Origin of the sequence: Bordetella petrii (assembly GCF_017356245.1) — a bacterium.
In the GTDB taxonomy this organism is placed as follows: Bacteria; Pseudomonadota; Gammaproteobacteria; order Burkholderiales; family Burkholderiaceae_B; genus Bordetella_A; species Bordetella_A petrii_D.
In genome coordinates, this window is record NZ_JAFMZZ010000001.1 from 1942023 (window position 1) to 1956535 (window position 14513).

At 53.0% G+C, this 14513-nt stretch carries 11 protein-coding genes; 4 read left to right on the forward strand and 7 right to left on the reverse strand.

The window, feature by feature from the left end:
- Positions 1-8 precede the first annotated feature (8 nt).
- From J2P76_RS09510 to J2P76_RS09535, 6 genes are all read right to left on the reverse strand, one after another.
- Complete coding sequence (locus J2P76_RS09510; protein WP_012251428.1) at positions 9-1466, reverse strand: ArnT family glycosyltransferase; 1458 nt, start codon at positions 1464-1466, stop codon at positions 9-11.
- Positions 1453-2490: a glycosyltransferase family 2 protein gene (locus J2P76_RS09515; RefSeq protein ID WP_012251429.1), complete on the reverse strand. Its 1038-nt coding sequence runs from the start codon at positions 2488-2490 to the stop codon at positions 1453-1455. The genes J2P76_RS09510 and J2P76_RS09515 overlap by 14 nt, the downstream gene beginning before the upstream one ends.
- Before the next feature lie 181 nt (positions 2491-2671).
- Complete coding sequence (locus J2P76_RS09520; protein WP_012251430.1) at positions 2672-3007, reverse strand: DUF190 domain-containing protein; 336 nt, start codon at positions 3005-3007, stop codon at positions 2672-2674.
- Entirely contained in the window at positions 3004-6261 is a 3258-nt protein-coding gene (locus J2P76_RS09525; RefSeq protein ID WP_012251431.1) for an efflux RND transporter permease subunit, read from the reverse strand. The genes J2P76_RS09520 and J2P76_RS09525 overlap by 4 nt, the downstream gene beginning before the upstream one ends.
- 2 nt (positions 6262-6263) lie before the next feature.
- Positions 6264-7427, reverse strand: coding sequence for an efflux RND transporter periplasmic adaptor subunit (locus J2P76_RS09530; RefSeq protein WP_012251432.1), 1164 nt, complete (start codon positions 7425-7427; stop codon positions 6264-6266).
- Between the two features lie 234 nt (positions 7428-7661).
- Positions 7662-8909 carry a TolC family protein gene (locus J2P76_RS09535; RefSeq protein WP_041863221.1) on the reverse strand — a complete coding sequence of 416 codons (1248 nt, stop codon included), beginning with the start codon at positions 8907-8909 and terminating at the stop codon, positions 7662-7664.
- Between the two features lie 282 nt (positions 8910-9191).
- On the opposite strand from J2P76_RS09535, the gene J2P76_RS09540 reads away from it, so the two are divergent.
- The 3 genes from J2P76_RS09540 (at position 9192) to J2P76_RS09550 (ending at position 12170) form a co-directional block, all read left to right on the forward strand.
- Positions 9192-9881, forward strand: a complete 690-nt coding sequence (locus tag J2P76_RS09540) for a heavy metal response regulator transcription factor (protein ID WP_207409161.1) — start codon at positions 9192-9194, stop codon at positions 9879-9881.
- A complete protein-coding gene (locus J2P76_RS09545; protein WP_012251435.1) occupies positions 9881-11227 on the forward strand; it encodes a heavy metal sensor histidine kinase in 1347 nt (448 codons plus the stop codon). Before J2P76_RS09540 ends, J2P76_RS09545 begins: the two co-directional genes overlap by 1 nt.
- A gap of 256 nt (positions 11228-11483) precedes the next feature.
- Positions 11484-12170 (forward strand): heavy metal response regulator transcription factor, encoded by a 687-nt coding sequence (locus tag J2P76_RS09550; protein ID WP_041863222.1) that lies wholly within the window; start codon positions 11484-11486, stop codon positions 12168-12170.
- A 228-nt stretch (positions 12171-12398) separates the two neighbouring features.
- On the opposite strand, the gene J2P76_RS09555 is transcribed toward J2P76_RS09550, so the two are convergent.
- On the reverse strand, positions 12399-13556 hold the full coding sequence (locus J2P76_RS09555; RefSeq protein ID WP_207406608.1) for a porin: 1158 nt from the start codon (positions 13554-13556) through the stop codon (positions 12399-12401).
- Between the two features lie 574 nt (positions 13557-14130).
- Between J2P76_RS09555 and J2P76_RS09560 the strand changes: the two genes are divergently transcribed.
- Positions 14131-14436, forward strand: coding sequence for a DUF4148 domain-containing protein (locus J2P76_RS09560; protein WP_012251438.1), 306 nt, complete (start codon positions 14131-14133; stop codon positions 14434-14436).
- The last annotated feature ends 77 nt before the right edge of the window (positions 14437-14513 follow it).

The following is a 14513-nucleotide window of genomic DNA, read 5'->3' on the forward strand; positions in this document are numbered from 1 at the left end:
AAACGACTTTATCGACTGGCTGTTTTACGCAGCTCATAGAGGACAAAGCGCCGACTGGAATATCGAGATTTTGCAACAACTCCAGGTGAGGCCAGTAGCGGCCAGGATTTATCACGGGAAACTGCCACCCACAACCGACCGGATGGGCTAAATGGCGGCAAAGTGGATGCTTGCCAGGGAAGCAATTTCGCTTTGCCTTGCGAGTAATATCGCGCAGAGAAAGGTCTCGAGCCTACAAAATAGAGCGTGTCGCCGGGCTGCTGCAGCTTCTCAACCATTGCGACGAGGCCCTTCTCTGTCTTGAAGCGTGGTTCGTCGAGAATACCTAGTGTGCCGATCACAACAGCAGCGATGGGGACAAGCAGCGACGCTGCGAATACGAAAGAGTTCGCAAGTCTCTGGTTCCGGGTCAGTTCTACACTTGAGAGCCAACAGCCAAGGCCTAGAGCCAGCGGCGGCAGGCTTGGCAAGACATATGTCCATAAGATGTTGCCGGAAAAAGTAAAAAGGACCGGGGCTACTAATGCCCACGACACTAGTAGCTTGACTATGGGTTCACGTAGAGCGGCTTGAGCAGCCTGGCGTAGACTGGATTTCAGTGGCAGCACCAGTAGGCCGGTCACGAGCAACAGACTCCACGGTGCTGAAGCCGCAATCCAATCTAACCAAATTGCTCCCCATGCGCGAGCGTGGGCGGTGCCGTATCGATCACCTGCCCAACCCGCGTCGACGAAGCGAAGGAAATGCTCGCCCACGAGGAAGTACTTCAGAAATCCAGGCGTCTTGAGTTCTGCGATGACATACCATGGCAGTGAAATAGCGAGCATCAATGCAAGCCCTACCGACCACGGTAGAGCCTTTAATGCCTTTCGGCCTTCACGCGCCCATAACGCCCAAGCCAAACTCGCGCCTCCAATCAATACCAGAGCAAGCGGGCCTTTGGCCAACAGACCGATCGAAAGACCAATGAAGAATCCATAGCGCCAGAATGCAGTGGGGCAAAAGGGAGCCACCATTAGTGCAAGCATCGATAGTGTCACGCCCAAAGTGAGAAACGGGTCCGTGAGAACGGCGCCGGCGCTCACAAATGGCAGAAGCATCGCAGCCAGCATTAGCACAGCCCATCGCGCCTGCTGCAAGCCGAAGACTCTTCGTGCAGCCACATAGACGAGGCGCGCAACCAGTAGCATGACTAGCAAGGACGGTAGGCGTACCGCGAACTCGCTCAATCCGAGTAATTTGATGCTCAGGGCCTGAGCCCAAAAGGCTAGAGGAGGTTTTCCCCAAAAGGGCTCCCCCGGTTCAAACCAGGGGGTGACCCAGTCTCCCGAGACGGCCATTATCCTCGCAATCTCTGCATAGCGCGGCTCTGACGTGTCAATCAGTGGAAGCGTTGCCATGGCAAACAAACGGACCCCCAATACAACCACGACGGCAATTAAGAGAGACTTACTACTTATTCTCACCGACTTGCTCCGCCGACGAATCTCCAGGTACAGGCGCTTCGGTTGATTCGATGATCTCCCGTACAAGATAGACGGGACGTTGTTTTGATTCCATGTATGTTTTTCCCAGATATTCGCCCAACAGGCCGATAGTCAGCAACTGAATGCCGCTAAGTAATGTGATCATCGCCATTAGGGACGGATAACCGGGCACTGAGTCGCCAAAAATCAGTGTCTTGAGCACTATCGCAAGACCAAATCCCCCCCCGAGCAATGCAATTACGGCGCCGATTGCAGTGGCCCAACGCAGCGGTGTCGTCGAAAACGAGGTGATACCCTCCATCGCCAAGCCAAACAGGGCAAAGTAATTCCATTTGGTGGTACCGGCCGCTCGAGGTGCTCGATCGTAGTCGATGACGGTCGTTGGCATGCCCACCCATGCATATAGACCTTTCATATATCGGCATCGCTCTGGAAGCCTAAGCATGGCATTGACAGTACGCCGACTCATCAATCGGAAATCACCAGTATCGGCCGGAATTTTTGAATGGCTAAGACGGCTAAGTAGGCGATAGAAGGCGTATGCCGAGAGCTTTTTGGCCCATCCTTCTCCTTGTCGAGATCGACGACGCATGCATACTACGTCGGCGCCAGCTCGCCAAGCAGCAACCATGGCCGGAATCAGTTCAGGGGGATCTTGTAGGTCGGCGTCCAACACGATCACTGCGGCACCACGAGCATGCACCAAACCAGCCGACATCGCGGCTTCTTTGCCGAAGTTGCGGCTCAGGCACACAATGCGCACTGCGGAATTTTGCCGGGCCACTGCGCGGAGAAACGCGACGCTATCGTCAGTGCTACCGTCATCGACGAAGATGATTTCGTATGGGTACCCCTGGCTTTGCAGCAAAGGTTGCAATCGATTCAGACACAGGGGAAGAACTTCTTGCTCATTAAAGAAAGGAATAATGATGGAAAGGCAGTCACTTTGAGCTGCCGAGGCGACTGGTTTCACGGGTGGTTGGTAGGCAGCTAGAGCGTGCATGAAATCGACCTAGTAATACGATGCATCACTCTAGCCGCTGACCCACGACAACACGCAGACGACTACATTACATTTTGGTCAGTTTCAAGAAACGAGAAACCTATGTTCAAGAAGCAGACACCGATCACATACACCCAACTCAAAAACACTTATGAGCCGTGTGTCGGGAAACCATGTGACCTTATGGAAGCCGTTGTCGCGATTTTCCCCCAACCACCTCAACAGCCTCAAGCGTCATAAGACCAATATCGGTCACTTGTTCGAGCGATATCGCAAAGGCCCGAAGTTTGATGTCACTATCCACTATTTCAATGACGACTGCGCGATCGTTTTCTAGAACATGTTTACGATGGAGCTGTGCCGCATGGCCAAATCCCAATAGCGCTTCCAAGACTGTCACCCCTGCCAGGCCGCTGTCGCGGGCGGCAGTTGCTACATACTCGAATACGCGACGGTCACCGACGTATGCAGACTCATCGGTATAGATGCGTAGAAGTTTCATTGTTTGTTCGGTCACTGTATGTCTCCTTCAATGGGAGTTTCACTCTTGAGCGCTCCTTCAGGGATATCGCTCTTCCGTTTCTCCTTCGGCTCCAGCACTACCTTAGCAATCGCAGGCAGGACTAGCAGCGTTAATATCGTTGCCGCGATCAATCCTCCAATGACCGTCGTCGCGAGTGGCTTTTGCACTTCTGCGCCTGTACCCAGCGCTAGTGCCATTGGCACAAAACCAATGGCGGGCACAAAGCCGGTCATCACAACTGCCCTCATCTTTTCCTTCATCCCTTCCCGGATGGCTTCGGACAGTGGCAAGCCTGCTTCGGTATGTGCACGGATTGCGGTCATGACCACCAAACCATTCAACACCGCTACCCCCGCCAGGCAGATGAAACCGACTGCGGCCGAAACCGAGAAATTTATCCCTGTCATAGCCAACGTGAAGACCCCTCCTGCGAGGCCTAACGGAACGGCGAGGAACACAGAAAGTGCGCGTCCGAATCCACCTAATGCCATAAACAGAAGCACGAATATCGCAAGAAAGCATATCGGCACGACAATCGAAAGCCGTTGTGATGCTGCCTGCAGGCTTTCAAACTGACCACCCCATTCCAGATAGTAGCCAGCCGGAAGTTGCACTTGAGCAATCTTTGCTTGCGCCTCTTCTACGAAGGAGCCGGCATCGCGACCATCCAGGTTGACTTGCACCACTACACGCCGTTTACCATTCTCGCGCCTAATTTCGTTTAGTCCCTCCGTTAATCGAATTTGCGCGACTCGGGCAAGCGGAACTTGACGCCGCAACTGTCCTTCCATCTCGGGTAGTAGTATGGGCAGTGCTCGAATGGCATCAAGGTTCATGCGGGTTGCTTCGGGCACACGGACAGTGATGTCGAATCGCCGATCTCCCTCGTATAGAAGCCCCGATGGACGTCCTCCCAGTGCCGCGGCAATAGTGTCTGCAACGTCTTGGACGGTAAGCCCATAGCGTGCAATCTCTGCGCGGTTTAGTTTTACATCGAGTGTTGGCGCCCCACCCACTTGGTCGGCCTTGACACTGCCCGCCCCGGGGATGTCCTGGAGTACGCGGACCATTTCGTTCGCAGTTTGCTGCATTTTCTCGAGATCATCGCCATAAAGCTTGATGGCGACATCGCCGCGTACACCTGCAATCAATTCATTGAAGCGCAGCTCGATGGGTTGACTTACCTCGTACAGATTGCCGAGTTGAGTACCTGCAGCTTTCTCAACGCGCTCAATAACCTGCGCTTTGGTAGTCACGCCGTCCGGCCATTCTTCTTGCGGCTTGAGAATGACGAATCCATCGGACACGTTCGGCGGCATAGGGTCTGTGGCGACCTCTGCAGTCCCGGTCTTGGAAAACATCAACTCGACCTCCGGCAGTTTTTTAATCGCATCCTCGACCTTGAGTTGCATCGCGAGCGACTGTTCTAAGCTGACAGAAGGAACCCGAGTTGAAGCCACCGCCAGATTTTTCTCGTCCAGCTTCGGTATGAACTCTGATCCGAGCAGCCCGAACGCTGGAATTGCGGCGAGAAAGAAGACCAGTCCCGCAAAGATGAATGGCCATGGCCGTGCGATCGCCTTGTCGAGAAAAGGTAAGTATCGCTCTTTCGACTTTGCAATAAGCCAGACTTCCTTTTCTGCAACCCGACCACGAATCAGAATTGCAACAAGCGCCGGAACAAGCGTGATCGCCAGAATGAATGCCGCGACCAGGGCCAGCATGATGGTGATCGCCATGGGCGAGAATGTCTTGCCTTCGACCCCTGTGAACATAAGGAGCGGGGCAAAAGTAAGGAGAATGATCACCTGACCAAATACAGTCGGCTTAATCATTTCCTGTGCGGCACGCATTGTCTCTTCCAGGCGCTCTCGAAGGAACAGCAACCTGCCTTCATGCTGTTGTCGATGGGCGAGTCGGGCTAAGCAATTTTCAATGATTATGACTGAGCCGTCGACAATAAGGCCAAAGTCGAGCGCACCGAGACTCATGAGGTTGCCCGGAACTTTAAAAGCGTTCATCCCCATTGCCATCATCAGAAACGAGAACGGAATTACGAGTACCGCGATCAGCGCTGCGCGCCAATTGCCGAGCAACAGAAATAAGGAGGCTGCGACGAGTATCGCTCCTTCAGTCAAGTTACGCTCGACAGTGGAGACAGTCGCATTTACCAATTTTGCTCTGTCCAACACCGTTTTTACCTGAATGCCTGGCGGCAAACTGGTCGCAATTTGGTCGAGTTTGGCGGATACATCCTCTGCTACGACTCGACTGTTCTCACCGATGAGCATAAGGACTGTACCAATGACGGCTTCTTCGCCATTCATACTTCCCGCGCCAGTACGCAGATCTCCACCGATCTTTACGTCGGCGATTTGACCGACAGTGATAGGCACTCCCCCACGCGTAGCAGCAACGGCATTGCGAATTTCATCGACCGAGCCGACACGCGCATCGACCCGCACAAGATACGCCTCACCACCACGGTTATAGTAGTTGGCACCTACTGCGATATTCGCCCGTTCCAGCGCTTCACCCAATTCGCTGTAGGAAATGCCATAGCTCGCGAGCTTTGTAGGGTTGGGTTCGACAACAAATGTCTTCGCATAACCCCCAATGGAGTCAACACCAGCAACGCCCGGAAGCGCCTTGAGTTGCGGGGCAACGATCCAGTCTTGTACGGTACGAAGATACCCAGCTTTGGCGACCTCATCGACCATCCGATCGCCTTCAGGAGTCAGATAACTACCATCTGGCTGCCAGCCGGGCTCACCCGCGACCTTCTGCGCTCCTTCTCCGTCTGGATAGGTATATCCAACCGTATACAACAGCACCTCGCCAAGTCCGGTGGTGACAGGTCCAATCTGTGGCTGTACTCCATCTGGCAAACTTTCCTGTGCTTTGATCAGCCGCTCGCCCACCTGCTGGCGAGCAAAATATAGGTCGGTTTTGTCAGTAAAGATCGCAGTGACTTGGCTAAAGCCGTTGCGTGATATGGAGCGAGTGGATTCCAAGCCAGGAATGCCGGCAAGCGAAATTTCGACCGGATAAGTAACGAGCTTTTCAATCTCCACTGGCGACAATCTAGGATCGACTGTGTTTATCTGTACCTGATTGTTGGTAATGTCTGGCACGGCATCAATAGGCAGTTTGGTGAGCTGCCAGACTCCAAGGGCTCCAATTGCGAGGAAGAGGAAAAGCACCGCCCAGCGCGCACGGACGGACAAAGCCATGAGACGTGCAATCATGCTTATTCCTCCTCGCCTGCGCCCTTGCCAAGCTCAGCTTTGAGCAGGAATGCCTGGCCGGTAACAATCGTCTCGCCTGGGGAGAGGCCTTTTACGACTTCGACACGCCCAGCGCTGCGCTGGCCAATGGTGATAAAGCGTGCCTTGAAGCCGTCTGCAGTTCGTACAAAAACCGTGTCTTTGCCGTCTAACGTTTGGATCGCCTCCTCAGGAACGACGATCACGCCAGAAGCTTCAGTTTTCTGCGGGAATATCCGTACTCGGACAGCGAGTCCTGGCTGGAGCGAGCCCGCCTCGACGTCGATGACAGCAGTTGCCTGCCGCGTTGCAGTATTGAGGGATGGAGTAACTGATCCAACTTTCGCTTCTAGAGTGCCGCCTCCTGGTAATTCCACAATGGCACGGTCCCCAGGCGCAATGCGGAAGATGTCGCTAGGAAGTATGGCTGCTTCCACTTGGATCTGCTTAGGATCGGCGATTCTGAAGAGCTCAGTTTCAGGTTGAACGAAAGCACCTAAGCTCAAGCTCTGCGTAGTGATTCGGCCACTAATCGGGCTGGAAACGGCTACACCTTGACCGTCTTTGGTAACATTGGCGACCTCGGCCTCAACTTTGGCTCGACGGGCATCGGCCGCAGCGGCTTGAGCTTCTGCCTGTGCCCGCTCCAGGTCGACTCGTGCGGAGACTTGCTGCTTGTATAGATATTGTTCACGTGCCAACTCCTTCCTTGCGAGTTCAGCTCGTGCGTATGCGGCCGTTCTTGCAGCAGCTAACTGTGCCGCATCGCGGCTGGCAACTACCGCTAGCACTTCACCAGCTTGGACCGGATCTCCTAGCCGCTTGAAGACTTGCGTGACCGCCCCACTTGCTCTGGCCGTGACGATCGCTTCCCCTCCTGGCTGCGGTGAGACGACGGCTTGCGCCCCGATTTCGGCATCCAGTCCACCGGGCTGCAAGACTTCAGTCGTGATCCCTGCCTCGCGAATTGCATCGATGCTCATCGTGAGGCTATCAGGCTGTGCGGGCTCGACGAGGCTGGCTTCCTGAGAGCTGCTTACGATACCTGCCGAAGGAGCTGTGTAGCGCGCAATACCAAAGCCGCTGATACCGGCGAGCAGGACAGCGCCAACAACGCTTCCGATCAGGCGCTTGTCATATGGATTCATTTCCGGTCTCCGATGCAGTTATGCAACCTTGAGTTGTGTGTTCATACAAAATCGGCGCTGGAGTTAAAAAGCGCCTTCTGTTCATTGCTTTATTCATCAGCATGCACGTCGACCTTATTCCTTGCTCGTTATCGAGAAGAACAGGCAACTGCGGCGACCTCGTGGCGAATGACATCGCCACGGCATATTTTGGAAACGAAAAATCAGGGTGGCGATACATATGAGGCGCTGCACTTAGTAGCCAATGAGGCGATCTATTTCCGCCCGGGCGAGGAACGCTTCACTGAGGGCGGTTAGGTAGGATATGTTTCCCTGGGTAAGTGCGCGCTGTGCATCGAGAACTTCCAGATAGCTCATTTTCCCGGCTGCAAACCCTTTTCGTGCAGCTTCATATGCCCTTTGCGCCCCTGGTAGTACTGCATTTCGATATTGCTGCGCAGAGGAAGCAGCTAGATCGTATTTTGATGCGGCTTGAATCAACGATGAATTTAGACGTGCCTCGAGATCACGATATACATCTTGAGCTTTATATGAGCGCATGGATGCCGCATAAACGTTGCCCTGATTGCGATCGAAGAGCGGCAAAGGAATGGAAATGCCAAGCTGCCCGCGATTACGCCCCATTTCATTGTCGCGAGCAACCCCTACGCTGACAGTGATGTCAGGATAGCGCTTGCTTTTTTCTACTTCGAGTTCGGCTCGACTGAGTTCCAGAGCGGTGCGTCCCGACGCTAAAAGGGGAGATTTATCGAGCGATGCCTTTAACTCGTCTAATGAAGGCCGGGGTGGCAGGGATTCCAGACTGGCTGCAACACCCTCGAAATCGGGTTGACTCTCACCCCAAGTGAGCGCAAGAGCGCGCCGAGCATTTGCCAATGTATTCAATGCGGCTTGTTCCGCTAAACCGCTATTACTTAGCTCGACTTCAGCCCGCGTCTTTTCCAGGGGAACCGCTTTTCCGGACTCAACCCGAGCAGTAGCGACACGTAGCGCACCTTGCGCAATGTCTCTGGTCTCGCGCGCTACGCGTACATTTTCCTGGGCAATTGCCACTTCGAAGAATGCTGCCGACACCGATGCACGCAAGCTAGAGCGTGTGGCCTCTAAATCCAATTGAGATATATCTCCTGCCAATCGAGCAGCCTGTTGTCGAGCTCCGCGTTTTCCTCCCAGTTCGATCGGTACGTTGAGCATCGTTGTGGTCGTTCGTGTAGCTCGTCGTTGGTCCTCTACGTTCACGTCCAAACTCGGATTGGGCATTACTCCCGCTTGGGTAATGAGGCCGTCGGCTGCCCGAGCTTCATTCCGTGCGGCAGATAACATCGGATTCCGCGTCAATGCCTTGTCGATCGCTTCTTGCAACGTGATGACGTCATTGGAATTAGTCGCTGCGCCTGGATCAGCACTAGATGCCAAGACCGAGGCCGACAGGGCATAGAGACATACGCCTGCTATGAGGAACGGTAGACGTGGCAAACGCATTTTTGAACCTTGAAGAACGCCTTGGCGACGCAATATTGGCACGTAGTAGCGACGCCGCTACCGACGAAAATATAGATGGCTGGTACTGTATCGAAGTGGTCCCGACAAAATAGCGACGCCAAGATGACAAATTTGCAAACTATTCAGGCCGAAGACCATCTAATTACTGATTAGTAATTTGGTTGTTCGTCATTTGACGTCAATATGTTCGTAAAATGCCAGCTATTGCAGGCAAATCCTTATTTTTTGTAATTAGCACCTCCGGAATCAAGGGTGGGAAAATTGAAAATATTGGTCATTGAGGACGAGCGAAAGCTCGCGGAATATCTCAAGCGCGCGCTTTCCGAACATAACTACGTCGTCGATATTGCAATGGATGGTATTAGCGGACTTCATCTAGCCCAGGAGACGCAGTACGACTTGATTCTTCTAGACGTAATGTTGCCTGGACGAGATGGCTTTTCGGTATTGGCGGAATTGCGAAAAGGCGATCGGGTCCCTATCCTGATGCTTACCGCACGCGACAAGCTGGAGGATCGTGTTCGAGGGCTGCAAGATGGTGCTGACGACTACCTGGTAAAACCTTTCGCGCTTTCAGAATTATTGGCACGCGTGCTTGCGCTGAGTCGACGCCAGAGTAACTCAGTTATCGAGCCGAACCGCCAAAATGTGCTAAAGGTCGGCGATCTGGAGCTCGATCTGTTACGCCGCAGGGCGTCGCGTGGAGGCGTGCGCCTTGATCTCACGGCCAAGGAGTTCACCTTGCTGGCACTGTTAATGAAGAAACAGGGCCAAGTCTTGTCACGCTTGGACCTGGCGGAGCAAGTGTGGGACATTAACTTCAACAGTAATACGAATGTAGTCGAAGTGGCAGTACGCCGACTGCGCGGCAAGGTTGATGACCCTTTTCCAACAAAACTCCTCCATACAGTACGCGGTATGGGATACGTACTTGAACCACGGGAAATTTGATGGCGATTCGTCCTAGAAGATCGTTAAGACGATGGCTATCGTGGTGGCTGGTGCTTCAAACATTTGCCGCCTTAGGTCTGGTATGCATAGTTGTATATGGTTCCGTGTACCTAAACCTTTTGGCTCGGCAGGAGACCTTGCTTGAGCAAAAGAAGGGGGTAATCGTTCACCTAGTAGACGAGTTTGCTTCTTTTGGTGATTTCTCCCATTTGGAGCACAAATTAACGGATTTTTTCTATGGCAAATCTGAATTTAGTCTTCGGCTGAAAATCAATGGCAAGCTCATGACCTATGGTGAGCATGAGCCGGCATTGAGTCCCAGAGATATTAAGCAGACGACCTTCACGCTTACCATGCCTCAGCAGCCTGGAGTGCAAATGGAGGCAGAGCTCCTGTTAGACATATCACCCGACATACAACTCCTAACCATACTGGCGTGGACCCTATTCGCCTGCGCGCTTGGCGGCGCGTTGCTTGTCTCGATGATTGGAGATGTACTGGTTCGCCGAGCCTTGTTTCCGCTTCATGATGTTGGGCGGCAAGCTGAGATGCTATCGCCACACAGAATTGGTGAGCGTCTTGATGAAAGCGGTCTTGCCGAAGAACTGCAGCCGCTAGTGCGGCAGTTCAACCAAGTACTACAGCGTGTTGAGCGAGCGTATGTCCAAATGGAAGGCTTCAATGCGGATGTGGCTCACGAGCTACGTACCCCGTTGGCAACACTGATTGGCGAAACGGAGTTGGCGTTATCAACGCGGATGTCACGGACCGGGCTTCAAGAGACTTTGGGCTCAAACTTGGAAGAGTTACAGCGCATGTCGGGTATCGTTAACGATATGCTCTTTCTATCACAGGCGGATCGTGGCGCAGCCGCGCGCACAACTCGGGTGTGCAACCTGCGCGAGCTCGTATACGAAGTACTCGCTTATCATGAAGCAGAAGCTTTTGAGGCAAAAGTATCTTTCATGGTTGTCGGAGACAAGTCTGCGGCTGTCGACAGAACGCTATTCCAGCGGGCGGTTTCGAATCTTGTCTCCAACGCGGTGCGCTTTGCCCTCCCAGATACCCAAATTCAGGTTCGCATCGAGGAGAGGGACGAAGGACAAATGGGGGTCACTGTAAGAAATATCGGTGATCCAATCAGTACAGAGCATTTGCCTCGCCTCTTTCACCGCTTCTATCGGCTGGACTCGTCCCGGGCCAGCAACGCTATGCATCATGGACTCGGCTTGGCCATTGTAGCTGCGATAGCTCGAATGCATGGAGGGCAGACCTATGCGAGTTCCGACCATATCTCGACAACTATTGGTTTCAGCATAGACGGAAGCAGATCGATGGATGCCTAGCGACCCTTTTCACCTACAACATTGCAGGGACATTACATTTTTCGCTGCACTACTTTTCATATTCGTAATACGTTTGTCCGCTTATTGACGTAGCTAGGCAGCTAAAGTCTTCTCTGTTGATCAATAGTGCAAGTACGAACCCCAGTGCGTTGTGATCGCTTGCTCCATGGTCTTTGAATTTTCGACCTCCAGATAACGCCCATGTGTGGCGAAAATCCCTCAAAAAGGTGCATGGTGGGGCTATTCAGATCTACTGATGAAGATACTTATTATCGATGACGAGAGGAAGCTGGCAGAGACTGTCAGGCGTAGCCTGACAGGGAACGGCTACCTCGCTGATATAGCATTGGACGGCGCAAGCGGATTACAGCTTGCATATGAAATGCAGTACGACTTGATTATTTTGGACATTAATCTCCCCGACATGGAAGGATTTGAGGTCCTGCAACGAATCCGGCAAAGTGATGCTGTCCCAGTCATGATGCTAACCGCACGAACGAGCTTGGAAGATCGAGTCAGGGGCTTAGAACAAGGTGCAGACGATTACCTCGCGAAACCATTTGCTCTTTCTGAATTGCAGGCAAGGGTTCAGGCTCTTCGCCGCCGTGGAAGCGGCAACGAGAGCAGACGGGGACCGAACGTGCTTCGCGTCGCAGATTTGGAACTTGATTTACTGAGGCGCCGCGTCGTGCGTGGCAACGCACGCATCGACTTGACCGCCAAGGAATTCAATTTGCTGACGATTCTTATGCGCCGTCAAGGCGAAGTTGTCTCACGCTTGGTATTGGCCGAGCACGTATGGGATATGAACTTCAATAGCAATACAAACGTCGTGGAAGTAGCGGTCCGTCGACTGCGCTCTAAGATTGATGACCCATTCGATGCGAAGTTGCTGCACACGATTCGTGGAATGGGCTATTTGATCGAGTACCGGCCCGATTGAATGCCCAGAAGGCATTTTCTGAACGGTTCCCCGTGCGCCCAGCCACGCACCGATCTTGCCAATTTCGACGGAAGCGCTTGCCTGGCTCGAAAGCCCAATCTGGCCTCCGAAGCTCATGATCGCGGCTAAGAACCATGGCGAGAAAATTGGCCGGAGGAAGCTCATAATTGCTTCGCCCCGGCCATTGAAGGGAGCGGCGTGCTGTACTCCTCACCGCTCCACTTGACCTTAGAATACGTGTCGCAAACCGATAATCGCTTCAGTTGCTTTAGCGTCGCTTTGGAACGCGAAATTCTTCGTATACGACCCGGCTGCGTATATGTTAGTCCGCTTTGACAACTTGTAGGAATAGCCCAATGCAAACGTATTGCTCGTCGAATCCCCGCCGGTCAGATCACTATTGTTCGGATCAACACGCTGCCACGAGCCGAACATGCTGCTGGCCCCGCCCAGCGGAACCGCAACACCGAGCAGGTACGAGTTCGTACTGAATCCATCAACGAAGGCATTCGATGGTGTTCCTTGGAAGCCATTGATGTTTGCGCCGGACGGGAGCCCCTTTCCGGCGAACCAACCGTCTGTTGCGCGTTCATAGGCAGCGATTAACTTCAAGACTTCAAAATCATATGCTGCGCCGACAGTAAATGAGCGTGGCGTGGCACTTGTCTGTGCATTGCTGAGTTTGTTGGAGGCATTCAGCTGTTCGTATGCAATAAATGCAAGAAGGGGGCCATTGTTGTAGCTCAAACCGCTGGTGATGGCTCGAGTATTGTCTGCCGTAGCAAAGCCAGATTGAGCCGCCGAAAGATCGTTGGCATTGAAGGAGTACCCTGCCGATAGGCGAAAACCGCCAAACGACGGGCTTTCATACAACGCCAGGTTGTCATAACGAACCCAATTCGATCCACTGAAACCAAGACCAGCTCCGGTATTCAATTGAGTGAATCCGCCGAATTGATTACCGAATAGGCTACCCATCATGCGGCTGGCGACGTTGTATTGGCGGCCGAGGCGCACTTCTCCCCAATCGGCGCTTCCCAGACCTACAGTGGCTTCACGACCGAACAGGCGACCGCCTTGGCTAGATTCGCCGTTGGTCGAATCGAAGCCAGACTCGAGTCGAAACGTAGCATAAAGCCCATCCCCCAGGTCCTCTTTGCCACGCAAGCCCCAACGCGAACCCGCAGTCTGGCCAGTTGTGGCACCGATCCTGCTTGCGTTCACATCAGCCTTGGCGCCCGTATTGGGATTCGTATAGGAACCGTCGACCTTGGCATATCCGATACCAGTGTCGATGAGGCCATAAAGGGTTACCGATGTCTCGGCGTGCACGGCGGCAGCCGAGAAGGTAGCTGCGGAAGCAGCCAAGAGAATAGTTTTTTTCACAATTGCTCCTTATGTGGAATCGAACTGCATGCCAGGCCGACAGAAGAAGCGATCAATAAGGGGCTTGTGCGTAGTTCACGACGAGGTTGCCCGATCTGCCGACGTTAGCTATCGCCAGTTTGGATAGCGGCAATCGACAAATAGCGAACTAAAAAATTACATGTTTGTTCTTATGTGGTTATGTCCGTGGAGTCGGCATTTGAAGCAACTACGTAAGTCTTTGTTTTGCATGAGCAACATCACACCATGTCAATTGACGTGTCGCCGAAACATCGGCCTCCACGCATTCTGGTTGAGATGTTCCTTTGTCGCAATTCCACCACGATGTGGTTATTCGGTTTTGGTCGGTGCACTGGAATAGCTAGTATCCGTCTAGATATGACTAGCGCTAGTCGTTCATTGCATGAAGCTCTGGTTAGCCATGAAGCATGCCCGACGTATATGACAAAAAAGTAATCCTATCGTTGGGCTTTTGGCGGTGGGCGATAGGTAGACTTTCCATCATGCACTGTCATTCGCATGCATTGGATGGCGGTGATGAGTAATGGAATGAACCTACCTAGAGGAATGCCGTATGAAAAACTCTTTGAATATTCTTTTTGTGATGTTGACGATTGCCGTTGGCCCACAGGCGATTGCGCAGGTGAATCCGTCGACCAACGCTCGAACACCAGTCAATGTATCCTCCGAGCATGATCTGACGCGCGCAGAAGTCAAAGCTGACTTGGCCGTCTGGAAGCGCGCCGGAATGGATCGCTTCTGGAACAAATCGGTCACTCCTGACATTTACAGTCGTGAGTACAAAATGGCACAAGCAGAGTACTTGCGAATGCGCAATGGCCCAGAGTATCAAGAAGAGCTGCAACGACTGCAACAGTAAGGCTGCCGGCACGCCAGCGATAGTTATAGTTAGTTCGCTCAATGTCAATGGAAGCATGCCGATTCCACGGCGTGCTC

Bases quoted from the DNA above. Each gene is read 5' to 3' on its own strand.
- J2P76_RS09560 (WP_012251438.1), top strand. From the start codon at position 14,131: ATGAAAAACTCTTTGAATATTCTTTTTGTGATGTTGACGATTGCCGTT.
- J2P76_RS09530 (WP_012251432.1), bottom strand. From the start codon at position 7,427: ATGAATCCATATGACAAGCGCCTGATCGGAAGCGTTGTTGGCGCTGTC.
- J2P76_RS09525 (WP_012251431.1), bottom strand. From the start codon at position 6,261: ATGATTGCACGTCTCATGGCTTTGTCCGTCCGTGCGCGCTGGGCGGTG.
- J2P76_RS09545 (WP_012251435.1), top strand. From the start codon at position 9,881: ATGGCGATTCGTCCTAGAAGATCGTTAAGACGATGGCTATCGTGGTGG.
- J2P76_RS09550 (WP_041863222.1), top strand. From the start codon at position 11,484: ATGAAGATACTTATTATCGATGACGAGAGGAAGCTGGCAGAGACTGTC.
- J2P76_RS09535 (WP_041863221.1), bottom strand. From the start codon at position 8,909: ATGCGTTTGCCACGTCTACCGTTCCTCATAGCAGGCGTATGTCTCTAT.
- J2P76_RS09515 (WP_012251429.1), bottom strand. From the start codon at position 2,490: ATGCACGCTCTAGCTGCCTACCAACCACCCGTGAAACCAGTCGCCTCG.